This is a genomic window from Sulfitobacter sp. 15WGC (assembly GCF_005068605.1).
Classification (GTDB): domain Bacteria; phylum Pseudomonadota; class Alphaproteobacteria; order Rhodobacterales; family Rhodobacteraceae; genus Sulfitobacter; species Sulfitobacter faviae.
Map to the genome: position 1 here is coordinate 32,149 of NZ_SZNL01000019.1, position 12,883 is coordinate 45,031.

Annotated in this window: 15 protein-coding genes and 1 pseudogene; 7 read left to right on the top strand and 9 right to left on the bottom strand. The window is 60.2% G+C overall.

From position 1 onward, the window contains the following. Positions 1-155 precede the first annotated feature (155 nt). From FCK22_RS14840 to FCK22_RS14850, 5 genes and pseudogenes are all read left to right on the top strand, one after another. Positions 156-923: a DUF3047 domain-containing protein gene (locus tag FCK22_RS14840; RefSeq protein WP_231886351.1), complete on the top strand. Its 768-nt coding sequence runs from the start codon at positions 156-158 to the stop codon at positions 921-923. Positions 924-1,178: 255 nt separating this feature from the next. Beyond that, positions 1,179-1,304 (top strand): annotated as a pseudogene (locus tag FCK22_RS19560) (multicopper oxidase domain-containing protein); the annotation flags it as partial. A 52-nt stretch (positions 1,305-1,356) separates the two neighbouring features. After that, a complete protein-coding gene (locus tag FCK22_RS19565) occupies positions 1,357-1,470 on the top strand; it encodes a multicopper oxidase domain-containing protein (protein ID WP_233152357.1) in 114 nt (37 codons plus the stop codon). Between the two features lie 89 nt (positions 1,471-1,559). Then, positions 1,560-2,336, top strand: coding sequence for a multicopper oxidase domain-containing protein (locus FCK22_RS19605; protein ID WP_330220389.1), 777 nt, complete (start codon positions 1,560-1,562; stop codon positions 2,334-2,336). A gap of 169 nt (positions 2,337-2,505) precedes the next feature. After that, complete coding sequence (locus FCK22_RS14850; RefSeq protein WP_050672453.1) at positions 2,506-3,750, top strand: sialidase family protein; 1,245 nt, start codon at positions 2,506-2,508, stop codon at positions 3,748-3,750. 43 nt (positions 3,751-3,793) lie between these two features. Here the strand turns inward: FCK22_RS14850 and FCK22_RS14855 are convergent, their stop codons facing one another. From FCK22_RS14855 to FCK22_RS14880, 6 genes are all read right to left on the bottom strand, one after another. After that, complete coding sequence (locus FCK22_RS14855; protein WP_231886352.1) at positions 3,794-4,396, bottom strand: hypothetical protein; 603 nt, start codon at positions 4,394-4,396, stop codon at positions 3,794-3,796. A 322-nt stretch (positions 4,397-4,718) separates the two neighbouring features. Next, positions 4,719-6,170 carry a mercury(II) reductase gene (gene merA, locus FCK22_RS14860; RefSeq protein ID WP_050672454.1) on the bottom strand — a complete coding sequence of 484 codons (1,452 nt, stop codon included), beginning with the start codon at positions 6,168-6,170 and terminating at the stop codon, positions 4,719-4,721. Positions 6,171-6,228: 58 nt separating this feature from the next. After that, a complete protein-coding gene (locus FCK22_RS14865) occupies positions 6,229-7,578 on the bottom strand; it encodes an NAD(P)/FAD-dependent oxidoreductase (RefSeq protein ID WP_050672455.1) in 1,350 nt (449 codons plus the stop codon). Next, positions 7,562-8,002 carry a mercury resistance system transport protein MerF gene (gene merF / locus FCK22_RS14870; protein ID WP_081285561.1) on the bottom strand — a complete coding sequence of 147 codons (441 nt, stop codon included), beginning with the start codon at positions 8,000-8,002 and terminating at the stop codon, positions 7,562-7,564. The genes FCK22_RS14865 and merF overlap by 17 nt, the downstream gene beginning before the upstream one ends. Before the next feature lie 37 nt (positions 8,003-8,039). Continuing rightward, complete coding sequence (locus tag FCK22_RS14875; RefSeq protein ID WP_048535538.1) at positions 8,040-8,345, bottom strand: heavy-metal-associated domain-containing protein; 306 nt, start codon at positions 8,343-8,345, stop codon at positions 8,040-8,042. A gap of 12 nt (positions 8,346-8,357) precedes the next feature. Beyond that, positions 8,358-8,765, bottom strand: a complete 408-nt coding sequence (locus FCK22_RS14880; RefSeq protein ID WP_009824452.1) for a mercuric transporter MerT family protein — start codon at positions 8,763-8,765, stop codon at positions 8,358-8,360. Between the two features lie 96 nt (positions 8,766-8,861). Between FCK22_RS14880 and FCK22_RS14885 the strand changes: the two genes are divergently transcribed. Continuing rightward, positions 8,862-9,263, top strand: coding sequence for a helix-turn-helix domain-containing protein (locus tag FCK22_RS14885; protein ID WP_037953553.1), 402 nt, complete (start codon positions 8,862-8,864; stop codon positions 9,261-9,263). 69 nt (positions 9,264-9,332) lie between these two features. On the opposite strand, the gene FCK22_RS19380 is transcribed toward FCK22_RS14885, so the two are convergent. From FCK22_RS19380 to FCK22_RS14895, 3 genes are all read right to left on the bottom strand, one after another. Continuing rightward, positions 9,333-9,491, bottom strand: a complete 159-nt coding sequence (locus FCK22_RS19380; protein WP_231886353.1) for a hypothetical protein — start codon at positions 9,489-9,491, stop codon at positions 9,333-9,335. A 54-nt stretch (positions 9,492-9,545) separates the two neighbouring features. Beyond that, entirely contained in the window at positions 9,546-10,325 is a 780-nt protein-coding gene (locus FCK22_RS14890; RefSeq protein ID WP_231886354.1) for an arsenic resistance protein, read from the bottom strand. Positions 10,326-10,622: 297 nt separating this feature from the next. Next, positions 10,623-11,690 (bottom strand): hypothetical protein, encoded by a 1,068-nt coding sequence (locus FCK22_RS14895; RefSeq protein WP_076695219.1) that lies wholly within the window; start codon positions 11,688-11,690, stop codon positions 10,623-10,625. A gap of 226 nt (positions 11,691-11,916) precedes the next feature. Between FCK22_RS14895 and FCK22_RS14900 the strand changes: the two genes are divergently transcribed. Then, the gene (locus FCK22_RS14900) at positions 11,917-12,798 is read left to right on the top strand and encodes a recombinase family protein (protein ID WP_067268389.1); all 882 of its coding nucleotides are present in this window, start codon (positions 11,917-11,919) and stop codon (positions 12,796-12,798) included. The last annotated feature ends 85 nt before the right edge of the window (positions 12,799-12,883 follow it).

Sequence of the window (12,883 nt, forward strand, 5' to 3'; positions counted from 1 at the left end):
TTGTACTTGTTTGTAACGGTTGGAAGCTCCGCCGCCTACTGGATCCGTCCGTCGCGGGAAATCAGCCGATCAAGGTCGCGCTCCATGATCTGAATTCGCTCCCGCGTCCTGCAACGACCATTGCGCAACCACATCTATGATCACGGATATGTTCATTGAAGTTGCGCGCGCCCGGCACAATTCAACGGATCATGACGGCACATAATGGTGATAACCGGGATCAAAGCAGGACCAGCGGCATCGCAAAAGGAGTTCAGATGTTTATACGGTCCCTCGCAGCGACACTTTTCATCGCTTTTGTTGCATTAGCTGCAAACGCCCCGCCCCTCTATGCGCAAGGAAAGACAATTCCATTCGATGGAAGCTGGAAAGAACAGGGCCTCTTGCGGCTCTTTTCGAACGAGTACGGCCTGCAAGGTCGGCGGCTGGACGTGATTTCCGATGGCACGGTTTCGGTTCTCTGGCGTCCGGTCAGCGCAGCCCTTGGCACCGCAAAGGCAGCAATGTGGGAATGGTCCGTCACGCAGGGTGTTAAGGGAACCGACCTCACACGGCGCGGCGGCGATGATCGCAATCTTGCTTTGTACTTCATATTCGTCGATCCGCAGACCGCAAGCACGCTTGGCCGAACAACGGCGCGCAAATTGCTGCGTGATCCCAATACGCGGGCGCTGGTTTATGTCTGGGGTGGCAATCATGCGAAAGGCGCATTGCTGAACAGCCCCTACTCGACGGGTCTCAAATCGAAAATTCTGCAAACGGCGCAAACCGGCAACTTCACCGAGAATGTGAACCTGGATCGCGATTTCGTGCGTGCGTTCGGGGACATGCCAAAGGTTCTGGTCGGTCTTGCGGTGACAGCCGACAGCGATGATACCGACGGAAAGATCCTTGCGGCCATTCAGGACCTGCAGATACGTTAGGTGCTCTCCGGTATTCCGCCAAACCTGGGCGCCGATCTGCAATGTATCAATATATCTCGCCGGGACGCCCTTCCGCAACGGTGGGGGATGTGGGTTGCAGGCCCCAGAAACGGAATACACGGAAACCCATGCTTAAGCGTCTTCAGATGATGGTTGCGCTTGGCGCAGCCACGCTCCCCCTGCCCCTGAGTGCGGCTTCGGTGCCTGTCACCCTGACGCCCGGCCTTCACCCGGATCGGGTCGCGGGACATTGCAATGCTTGGATTCAATGGCACCTGTCCCGGCCCCGAAATCAGACAGCGCCAGAACGATATTCTGCGGGCGCGGGTGGAAAACGGGCTGGAGGACGGGACCCTCGTACACTGGCATGGCATTCGGTTGCCCAACGCGATGGACGGCGTAAACGTGCTGACACAGGATGTCATCATCCCGAATGAGGGTTACGAGTACCGGTTTCCGGTTTCCGGTTCCCGATGCCGGAACCTACTGGTATCACTCCCACTACCTTTCCTACGAACAGGTCGCCCGCGGACTGTTCGGCCCCTGATCGTCGAAGAACCTGCCCCGCCAGACGTGGATCAGGACATCACGGCCATCCTCTTCGACATTCGGCTTGATGACACCGGCCAGTTCGACATGGAATTCGACCGCGCTGATTTCATAACAGCAGGTAGGCTGGGGGACTTGATGACCACCTTCCTGTCGTCTGAGCAGGCGCGGCTGGGGGATCACATCCGGTTGCGTCTGATCAATCCGACACCGGATCGCATTTTCGAGATACGTATCGACGGGCTGACGGGCTTTTGTGTGGCCTATGACGGGATGCCGCTGCCCGAGCTGGTTTCGCTGGGCAATCTAAAACTCGCACCGGCGCAGCGCATCGACATCATCGCAGATGTGACGGGTGATGTGATCCTAAGAGAAACCGTGCCTTCGGGTGGCGAGGAACTGGGGGGCATTATGTTGAACGGTCAGCGACAAATCCGGTCTGCGCCGATAGCTCCCCTCCCCGCGAACCTCGTGCCCGCGCCCGGAGAGATCACGCAAACGGCAGATCTCTTCATGCAAGGCGGTGCCGGGGACGGCGCGCACGGCGGGTTCGGGGGCTGGGCCTTCAACGACGTGAGCGGTCTGCCGAACAAACCGCTGATTTCGGCAAGACGTGATGAAGCAGTGCAGGTGCGGATGGTGAACGACACTGCTTTTCCGCACGGTATCCACCTGCATGGCCACCATTTCTGGGAAACCGATCAGAATGGTGCGCGAACCCACCTTCGCGACACGACCCTCGTAGCGCCGGGCGAGACGATGACGATTGTGTGCGTACTCGACAATCCCGGCGCGTGGATGCTGCACTGCCATATGCTGAGCCATCAGGCTGATGGCATGGCGACCTGGATGCAAGTCAGCTGAGGTCGGAGCGGTGGTTGCGCCAACCGTTGACGCGAAGCTGTGCCACAACGGGATATCGCTCTTAACAACAAGCACAGGCCCGTCATACAAAAGTTTACATGGCACTCGCCAAAATTTGCCTATGCTCAGGTTGTGAATGACGCTGGTCTGATAATCGGAAAGGTGCGCAATGCCATCAAAAATCCATTCTGGCGTGATTGTGGCCCATCTGTTCATGGGCATGACGGCGGGCATGGTCCTTGCCGAGCCATTGGAGTTCGCCGACCTAGACCCACCGGTCGGGAACAATGCGCAGGAACCCACCCTGTTCGCACTGCAGGATGATCGGGTCCTGCTGGGTTGGACCGAACCACACCCTGCCGGGTTTGCGGTAAAATTGTCGGTCCTTGAAGACGCAGAATGGAGCGCGGCCCGCACTGTTACCGTGTCCGACGAACTCTTCGTGAACTGGGCCGATTTTCCGTCCGTTGTTGCGCTTGATGACGGTACCTTTGCGGCTCACTGGCTGTGGGAAAATTCCAAAAACGACTATGCCTATGACGTCAAGATCTCTCTTTCGCCGGATGAGGGCCTGACATGGAGCGCACCGATAACGCCACATGATGATCGGTCGGTTAGCCAACACGGTTTTGTCACGCTCCAGCCGCTCGAAGACGGTTCCTTGATGTCTGTCTGGCTTGACGGACGCGCATATGACAAGCCGCTTTTCACCAGCGCAGCCAGCAACTACCCGGATGCAATGCAGTTGCGCGCAACCCGGATCACGCCCGAAGGTACGCGAACCGATGATGTTCTTGTCGATGCGCAGACCTGTTCATGCTGCCAGACGTCCGCCGCATCGCTGGACGATGGCACCGTCCTTGTCGCATACCGCGACAGAACAGATGCGGAAATCAGGGATATATCTGTCGTAAGACACCAAGGCGGCATGTGGTCAGAACCAACAAACGTCCACAATGACGGCTGGGAAATCTCCGGCTGCCCGGTCAATGGCCCCGCCATCGCGACCGCCGGTCAAACAGCCGCCGTGGCCTGGTTCACGGCTGCAAATGACAAGCCGGAAGTCAAGGTTGCGTTCTCTTCCGATGGTGGCAGAAATTTTGGCGATCCGGCGAAAGTCAGCCTCGGGATTCCCGCCGGTCGGGTCGATATTCTCATGCTGGACCCTCAGACTGCGTTCGTGACGTGGGTCGAATGGGCAAATGAGAGCGAGGTGATCCTTGCTTGCCAGATCACAACCGGTCAGCAGTGTAAGGACCTGCAACTGATTGCGCGAAACAACGGCGCAGGTTCGGTCAACTTCCCGCGCACGGCGCGAACGAATGAAGGGGTTTACCTGTCGTGGACACAGCCCAGCAACTCGGATGATCCGGAACCGAGTTCGACTATACGCACGGTTTTCGCTTCCTATTGAAGGTTTCCGGACGAAAGCTGATGGTTCTTTCGCTTGGCTCACATCAGGAGTGGGTCCAACGATCACCGTCAACAAGAATTGCATTTCCTGCAATAGGGCTACCGGCAAATGACGGTGATTTCTCATCCATAGTGACTGGTCTCTGGCCCGGAAATTGTAGCGTGCCACGCTTTTTCATGATCCCGGTCCCGAGCATATGACCCACCAGCGCTACCCAGGCAATGCCGGTGAAATTCAGAAAGAAGGGAAGATCTGCGACAGAAGTAGTGCCCCCGATGGCGAACACCCACAGGCCGAACCCATAAATCGCTGAGGGCAAAAACCAGTTCGTCTGCCCCGCGATACGGTGCCAAATTGGTCTAAAGACGAACAACCAACCGACGGGATAGCCAATCAGGCCAACAAGATAAAAATGTACGAAATATCCTGCGAAATCACCGTTCGGCAGACCAAGGCTGCCGAGTAAGCTCCTCGCTAGCCCGTGCGGTGACAACCGCGAAAAGCCCAAGCCCGGGCTGATGATCTGACCCAACAGATCGAACGCGACGGTCGCAAAGAAACCTGCGACGAACATTAACCCTAAAGTTCGGGCGTTGAATGCGGGTAGTGAACCTGTTGTGCGAGAATCAGTATCAACTGTATTCATGGCGATTCTTTCTTTGTATTGCGGGCGATCAAATAGACAGGGCTAATGTAATGACCAATTGTTGACCCAGCGACGTTCTCGGCAACTCCCGATCACTTTCCATCTTGATGAGATCGGTCTGTTTATGAACCCCGCCACAATAACCAACCTAATGACAGAACGTGGGATGTGCACTGCTGGCTCTAATATGTGATTATCCGTTACCGCCGTCAGCCTCCATGCCGAGAGAATGCTGACCGCCACAAGCACTTTGTGGCTTTGTACGCGCTGGTTCACAATGAGCGCTGCTTATGAGTCGGTGTCGCCGGAATTTCTCGTCTTTTCACCCCGCGCAGCAGCTGAGTTTGGCTACATCCTTGTCGAAGGTTTGTGCGGCGAGTTTCAGCCCTTCGACCGTGGTCAAATAAGGAAAGATCGTCTCTCCGAGCGCCCGTGCGGTCATGCCGAATATCAGCGCCATTGCCAGTGTCTGAATCGTGTCCGACCCCTCCGGTGCTGCGATCTGACCGCCCAGCAGGCGGTCGGTCTTCGCGTCGGCCACCAGCTTAATCACGCCGCGGGTATCGCGTGCAGCGACGGCGCGGGGCACGTTGTCGAGCGTGATCACACTGGTTTTGACCTTGTGCCCCGCCGCCTTGGCCTCAACCTCCGAAAGGCCGACGCCGGCCACTTGCGGGTCGGTAAACACGACCCACGGCATCGCCGCGTTGTCATAGCGCATCTGCTCCAATCCAAGGGCATTGTTGATCGCCACCTTGGCACCATAGGCCGCCATGTAGACGAACTGGTCACGGTCAGTGACATCGCCCGCGGCCCAGACGCCGGCACGCGTGGTCGCCATGTCCTGACCGACCTTGATAGAGCCGCGTGCGTCGGTCTCGATGCCAAGCTCTTCCAATCCAAGGTTCTCGGAATTGGCGATCCGGCCGGTGGTCACAACCAGCCGTTCGGCGGTCAGATCCTCGGTCTTGCCACCCCGTTCGACAATCAGATTGACGCCGCCCGCAGCTTTCGCGACCGAGACGTAAGCAAGACCGGTCTCGACCGCGATGTCTTCGGCCTTCAGCGCTTGCGTCAGCGCCTGGGCCACCTCCGGTTCGGCGCCCGGCAGGAGGCGCGAGCGGGTCACTAGCGTGACCTTCACCCCCAGCCTTGAAGCCATTTGCGCCAGCTCGCAGCCGATATAGCCGCCGCCCAGCACCAAGATGCTTTCGGGCCGGTCAGGCAAAGTCAATAGATCGGTGGAATCGAGGGGCTCCACTGTGTCGATCCCCTCGATCGCTGGCAGGTGGGGGCGCGAGCCGGTGGCGATCAGGACGCGCGGGGCGGATATCACCCGTCCTCCAACAGCGACGCCACCCTCGACCAATCGCGCCGGGCCATCCTCGATATAGGTAACGCTTTTATAGGCGGGCAGCAGGTCTATATATTTCTTGTGCCGCATCTCCTCGACCAGATCGGTGGTGCCTTGCACTACGGCACCCCAATCCACCGCATGATCACAGGGCTCGACGCCCGGGAACCGGGCGGCCGACGCGCCGCCATGCACCGCCTCTGCGGCGCGGATCATCGCCTTGGACGGCACGCAGCCGACATTCACACAGGTGCCGCCGGTGGTGCCGTGCCCGATAAGCGCCACGCGCTTTCCGGCATCGGCTGCCGTGATCGAGGCAGAAAACCCGGCCGAGCCGGCACCAACGACAATGAGATCGTAGTTGTCATCGCGGGTTTCACTGGCAGTGCAGCAATCGTCTTTCGTTACAGTTTGGTCCATTGGTTCTTCCTTAGCTTGCGATCGGTATCGCGACACGGCCCCGATCAATAATTTTGAATCACACCATCGAACCGATGTCGGAGGCATAGCTCGGATAGGCGAAAATCATGGCCTTGATCTGGTTGGCGGTCTGCCCGGCACCCATGGCCATGGCGAAAAGATTGATCTGCTCCTCGGAGCCCGGCCCGATCAGATGCGCGCCGAGGATCTGTCCGCTGCCCTCTTCGACAAGAACCTTGAATCCGGTATGTTTCGCGCCGACGCGCAGCGACGAATACCAGTCCCCTGTCTTTTCGAAATGGGTGTCGAACTTCAGCCCCTGTTCCCTAGCCACCGCTTCCGACAAGCCCACGGTGGCCACCATCGGGAGGGTGAAGACTACCGACGGGATCGGCGGATAATCCACGGTACGCTCGTCTTCTCCAGCCAGCAGGTTCTTGCCTGCCACACGCCCTTCGAAGGCGGACACCGGGGTCAGCTTGGGCCCACTGGCAGCGCAGTCGCCCGCGGCGAAGATCGCCGGATTGGTGGTGCGCATCGCGTCGCTCACCTTGATGCCACGGCGTGAGTATTCGACGCCGGCGGCCTCAAGGTTAAGGCGATCGATATTGGGCACCCGGCCCGTGCCATGCACCACCAGATCGCAAGTGATCGTTTCGGTGCCGTCGGGAGTTTCCACCGTGACGGTGAATTCGTCGCCCTGCTTTTCGATCTTCGCCACCTTCGCCTTGGTGCGGAGATCGACGCCGAGCTCTTCGGTTGCCTCAACCAGCATTGCGACCAAGTCGGGATCGAAAGGACCCAAGGGGCGGTCCATCATCTCCAGCACTGTCACTTCGCGCGCGCCCGCCCGCTTGACAATATGGGCGAATTCCATGGCGATGAAGCCGCCGCCGACAAAGGCGATGCGGTTCGGTCGCTCAGGCAGTTCCAGGAATTCGGTGCTGGTGGTCAGATGCTCTTCGCCTGGGATGTTCAGCGTCATCGGCCGCGCGCCGGTGGCGATATGAAAATGCTTCGCGGTCAGGGTCTCGCCGTTCAACTCGATCGTATTGGGGCCGGTGAACCGTGCCAGCCCATGCAAGACGTCGATCCCCGCTTTTTCCAACCCGGCTTCGATGCGCGGTGGCATAGCTTCGGTGAAGCTGCGCTTGAAGGCGATCATGTCGGGCCAGTTGACCGAAGGTTGCGCCTCCAGCCCCTTGCCTTCCATGTTTTCGGCCCATTCGACACCCTCGGTGACCGCGACCAGCATTTTCTTGGGGTCGCAGCCGCGCAGGGCGCAGGTGCCGCCATGGGGTTCGCTGTCGATGCTGGCGACGCTCCAGCCTGCATCCGCGGCCATCCGGGCGACGCCATTTCCAGCGGTGCCGCCGCCGATCACGATGAGGTCATAGGTCTTGGTCATACCTGTTCCTTTCCTTGTGCCAGTTTCTCTTGATCCGGCTCACTGCTGAACTGCCTGATTTTCTGAGCCAGAGCGCATATCCCGCCACCGCCAAAGCGGCGGCAACCGAGATCCGCAGAGCAAAGCGGAACTCCAGCCAGAACAGCAGAGCCGAAAGAACAACCGCCAAGCCGATGAGAAGGGCTTTCGGACTGTGCCCTGGTCTGCCGGCTTGCTGCCACAGGGCATATGCAACCGCACTCAGCGAGGCGAAGAGCATCGGGAAAAGCGCGTAGTCGAGCCAACCAACAACGGCAGAAAGTCCGACCCCGGCGACGATCAGCACCAGGAACGGCGTGAAGCAACAGATCGCCGCAAATACGCTGCCGATGAGGCCGCGCCGCAAAAGGGTCGTGGGTTCATTGTTATTGTTCATGTCTGTCATGCTGTCTCCAGCTCCGAGTGCGGGTCGGTGAATGCGATCAGAAATCGCCGGACTCGACGATGTCCGCCGAATAGCCGGTGGCGCGGATTGCTTCGACGATCATGTCCTGATCGGCGGCCTCGTCATCAAAGGCGACGATGTAGGTGCCGGTGCCGAATTCCTCTCCTTCCATGAAGTCGATGATCTCGACCGAGGGAACGCCCCGCATGGCCGCCGCCACCGTGTAGGAGCAGGTCGGGCATGTCAGTTCGCCTACCCCGATATTGATGCGCTGTTCGGCGGCGCTGGCGGGGGAAGCTGCGAGAGTGCCAACGACCGCAAGGGCAAGATGGAGTGACTTCATGGGTTCGGCCTTTCAGTAGGACAGAAGGTATGGGGTGAGATAGGGAAAGATCATCGCGACGGTGACGATGGCGGTGGCAATCCAAAGAATGGATCGCATGAGTTTCCGGTTCATGGGGCGCGCGCAGGTGCCATCCGCGCAGGCCTCAGTCGGGATCGGACGGTAGGCCTTGTAGAATCCATAGCCGATGCAGGCGGCACTCAGCGCGAAGGTGATCCATTTGTACTGGTAGAGAACGCCCAGCTGCGCAATGAAAACGCCGGTAACGCCGAAGCTGACCAGCACCAGCGGCAGGATGCAGCATGAGGTCATCGCCAGCGCGCCAAGCGCGCCGAGCCAGGTTGTCGTCCATGCCTTTTTGTCGGCAGCCCCTGTTTCGTCCATTGCCGTCTGCCGGTCGGCGGATGTGGTTTCAGTCATGGTTCGAATCATCCTTGCCTCAGTGATGATCTTAATCTAGGGTCTGTAGCAGGTACAGGCTCAAGAGGGTCAAACGTGAAAAATCGTCACAGATCGGTGAAGGTCCTCAGGCGCGGAGATCTGGCCAGGCTGACCGGCTGCAATCTCGAGACCATTCGCTACTACGAGAACATCGGCGTTATGCCCGAGCCGCCGCGCTCCAGCAAAAACTATCGCGTCTACGATGATCGGCATGTCGCGCGCTTGTGCTTCATCATGCGCGCGCGCGAGCTTGGGTTCACGCTCGACGAAGTCCGCGATCTGCTCGCCTTGGTCGATGGCGGTGCCCAGACCTGCGGCGAGGTGCAGGGTCTGGCAAATTCGCATCTCGCCTCGGTCCGCGCCAAGATCGACGATCTCAAACGCATCGAACGCGTGCTGTCTTCCACCGTGGCGCAATGCACCGGTGACGATGTCCCTGAATGCCCTGTGATCGACGCGCTGACGGAGGTGACCTGAAGGGCCATAGTTGAGGACGCCCATGCATGTCAGCCAAGCGGACAATGGTGCCAGCGCCGTTGTTTGCGATCATTCGTTCCCCGCGGAGTCCTGCGTGGTCGCCGCATGTTCGGGGACCAGATAGCGCGGCACGATCCACAGATAGGCGACCATGCCGAAGAGCTCGACGAGCGACTGGAAGACGATGACCACGGCCGCCACGTTCCACTCCGGTCCAAGCACCAGCACCAGCGGAAGTACGACGAAGGAGTTGCGGGTTCAGAGCGAGAAGATGACCGTTCGTCACCCGCTAGTGGACAATCCGGCCGCCCGCCCGGTCGCCGCACCGAGAAGTGCTGCGGCGACGAGGTAGGCGACGTAGGCGCCCGCCACCTGCGCCAAAACCGGCAGCGCATCCCGTACCGCGTCGACTTGCGAGGCCGCGATCAGGAACACCACGACAGCCAGAAGCGGAACCGGCAGCCAGGCGAGGCGATTTACGATCGCGGCCCGCTCCGGGCGCGCCTCTGCCCAACGCTCCAGCAGGAAAGCCGCTGTGAGCGGCAGCAGGACAAGCGCCGCAAAGACGGCGGCAATGCGGTCGGCGGCGAGAAGCTCAAAGAATGCCTCGCCGAGAAAAAGCCAAAGGAAGAGCGGCAGACAGGCGAACTGAACCGCGAGGAGGATCGGTGTCGCGGACGCGGCACGCACCGCATCGCCGCGACCGAGATGGGTGAATGTGATGAACCAGTCGGTGCAGGGCACCAGCAGCACGACAAGCACCCCGAGCCGAAGCGCAGGATCGTCAGGCAGGAACGCGATCAGCCCCCAGACCAGCAGCGGCACCAGGACGAAATTGCCGATCAACATGGTGCCGATGAAACGCCGGTCGCGCGTCGCGCGCGGCAGGTGCGCTAGCGGCATCTGAGCGAAGGTAGTGAAAAGCATAAGCCCCAACACCGGCCAAAGCAGCGCCTCGAACACCCCCGAGATACCGGGGGCGAGCGAGCCCAAGACCAGACCGGAAAGGATGGCAGCGAGGTAGATCCAGGCTTGATGGCGTTCGAGATTTTGCAGCTTCATGTCCTGCCCCTGCTCTTTCCGAAGGCGATTTTCAAGAAGACATCACTGGACAGGCCATTGCGACAACGGCTCGTTCGTCGCTTGGAGCGTTGTATGGTCTGTCCGGTTTATACCCGCAGACCGGTCACGACCCAGTCGACAATGCTTTCATGGTAGTTGGGGACGTGGCGATAGCCGAATTGTCTCAGCCGATCAGCCGAACTCTTTGACCTCGAGCATCTGCAAAACGGTGCTCCTCACCGTTTCAGCCGTGCTGCGGATAGACGCAACATCGGCGCGCACAGATCGCTTCGACAATCAGTTTGTGGCGCGCCACATTCGGAACCGTCCTTGCCCTGTTAGCTCGCGGACCAGATCCCGCGCTTCCATCCAGGCGAGGTTGCGCTGGACAGCGGCGCGGCTGGCTCCGGTCAGGGCCTCGGCCATAGGGGCAGAGACCAGGGGCCATTCGGTCAGCACTCCGCGCAGGGCTGGCGGCGTCTTGCCCGAGAGTGGGGTCATCTCGGCTTCCGCCAGCGCCGACCATGTCTCGATATCGTCGAGGTGCCGCATCGCGGTCAGGCAGGCCGTTTCCATTTTCTCGAGCCAGCGCGCCAAACGTTCAGCCGGGGGGCCGCCGGCGCGCAGCGCCCCCGCCCCACCCATGGCCAGGGGTGCGAATATTGCCCCCTCGCCCTCATGCGCGGCAATGCGCGACGCCGTGACCGCCGCTTCCATTCGGTTGCTCTGCTGTCCGAGGCCCGCGAGGCTCCAGAGGTGAAACCCCATGCAGGCACGCGTGATCGGGTGCAGGTCGGCGGCTTGCGCCATCAGGTCAAGCCACCCGCCCGCGCGATCCGCGAAGGGCTCGGCTTCATCCACCATGTTCTCGGGGTCACGGCGATCGAGGAAGGCGGACAGGTCCACGTCTGGGCCGGGACCGCCTGTAAGACGCCGCACCGCCCATCCGACACGCGCAAGCGCTGCGGTGTCGTCCTGCACGCCGGACAAGCGCATGGATATCCAGAGCGCCAGCCGATCCGGGCCAATTCGGTCGCCTGCAAACCAGCTGAGGTCTGCCGCCTCGATCAACGCAAGCCTGTGCCGCCAGCCTTCCGGGCCACGCTTCAGACGGTCGTCTAGCGCCCCGATCCGGCCGGCCACACGGGCAAGGCGGGCAGCATGGCCCGCCTCGGCACGTCGCCAATCGTCAAGAACAGCGGTCTCACGCACTTCGGCCCTAGGTCCGGGCGGCAGATAATGCGGCTCCTCTTCCATCGGACCGGGCAGGAACCACAGGTCGTCCTCAGAAGTCTCTTCAAGCTCCTCCGCATCCTCAAGAGGATCATCAAAAATATTATACTTTATACATGCTTGAGGCTCCATATGTGCAAAATATGGCATTTTTGCATTTTACCCAAGGGTTTTGTCAGGGTGCGCCTGCACACTTTATATAGCACGTGCGCGCAATGGTCTGCGAGAGCTCGCTGATCGCGCTCAGCGTAAGGGAACCAAGGGCTTTGGACTGAACAGCCCCACAGAGCCGGCACTTGCATTCGCTTACAAACGGTCGTTTATTGGCGATATCTTAAATTGCAAACGGCTCTTTTCCATGCCCCTGATAGGCTATGCGCGCGTATCCACAGAGGATCAGACCCCCCTGCCCCAGTCCGAGGCCCTTCAATCTGCGGGTTGCGTAGAGATCTTTGAAGAGCACGCCTCAGGCGGAAATCGGGCGCGGCCCGTGCTTGCACGTGTGCTGGAGCGGATTGGCAAGGGCGACACGCTGGTCGTCGTGCGGATCGACCGGCTTGCGCGGTCTTTGTCGCACCTACTTGAGGTGATCGAAAGACTGGAGGGCAAGGGGGCGTTCTTCCGCTCGCTCCAGGACCCGATCGACACTGCCTCGCCCCAGGGCAAGTTCACGTTGCAGGTTCTGGGCGCTGCGGCTGAGTTCGAACGCGCTCTGATCCGCGAGCGTACCAAAGCCGGACTTGCCTCGGCACGCTCAAAGGGCCGCGTCGGCGGCAACCCAGGTCTTCGCGCCAAGGACCCTGAAGCGCTGCGCAAGGTGCGGCTGGCGCGACAGGACGGCTACATGGAGCGCTTGAACGAAACTGCGCAGGATTGGGTGCCCCATGTGCGCCGTTTGCGCCCCGATATGGCTTGGGAAGACGTCCTGCGGATCATCAATGGCCCCCTGCCCTATGATCGGCGCTGGACGCAAAGCCGCCTGCTCCGCGCCGTGAAGGCATACGTGGCGGACGGATTCCTGCCCGCTGAAGTGCTTGGACGCGCTGGACGTCGCGAAACCGACGATCGCCTGCCTGCGATTGTCGCTGCAATCAAAGGTGCTGACCCCGAGATCACCTTGCAGGCAATCTGCGACCGACTCGAATCCATGCGTGAGCGCACCCCTCGCGGTCGCACCAGCTGGCAGCCTTCCTCGGTCAGAATGCTGCTGGAGCGTGCTGAAAAGCTGGGGCTCCTCTGAGGATCACACTTGTGTTGGCCTAACCGATTGCCACTAAATCTAGAAAGTGCTTGCACGAATCTGGTTGGTCGGGCAATAGTCTCGA

Bases quoted from the DNA above. Each gene is read 5' to 3' on its own strand.
- FCK22_RS14895 (WP_076695219.1), bottom strand. From the start codon at position 11,690: ATGGAGCCTCAAGCATGTATAAAGTATAATATTTTTGATGATCCTCTT.
- FCK22_RS14875 (WP_048535538.1), bottom strand. From the start codon at position 8,345: ATGAAGTCACTCCATCTTGCCCTTGCGGTCGTTGGCACTCTCGCAGCT.
- FCK22_RS19605 (WP_330220389.1), top strand. From the start codon at position 1,560: ATGGAATTCGACCGCGCTGATTTCATAACAGCAGGTAGGCTGGGGGAC.
- merF (WP_081285561.1), bottom strand. From the start codon at position 8,002: ATGACAGACATGAACAATAACAATGAACCCACGACCCTTTTGCGGCGC.
- merA (WP_050672454.1), bottom strand. From the start codon at position 6,170: ATGGACCAAACTGTAACGAAAGACGATTGCTGCACTGCCAGTGAAACC.
- FCK22_RS14850 (WP_050672453.1), top strand. From the start codon at position 2,506: ATGCCATCAAAAATCCATTCTGGCGTGATTGTGGCCCATCTGTTCATG.
- FCK22_RS14890 (WP_231886354.1), bottom strand. From the start codon at position 10,325: ATGAAGCTGCAAAATCTCGAACGCCATCAAGCCTGGATCTACCTCGCT.
- FCK22_RS14855 (WP_231886352.1), bottom strand. From the start codon at position 4,396: ATGAATACAGTTGATACTGATTCTCGCACAACAGGTTCACTACCCGCA.
- FCK22_RS14865 (WP_050672455.1), bottom strand. From the start codon at position 7,578: ATGACCAAGACCTATGACCTCATCGTGATCGGCGGCGGCACCGCTGGA.
- FCK22_RS14900 (WP_067268389.1), top strand. From the start codon at position 11,917: ATGCCCCTGATAGGCTATGCGCGCGTATCCACAGAGGATCAGACCCCC.
- FCK22_RS19565 (WP_233152357.1), top strand. From the start codon at position 1,357: ATGAGGGTTACGAGTACCGGTTTCCGGTTTCCGGTTCCCGATGCCGGA.
- FCK22_RS14880 (WP_009824452.1), bottom strand. From the start codon at position 8,765: ATGACTGAAACCACATCCGCCGACCGGCAGACGGCAATGGACGAAACA.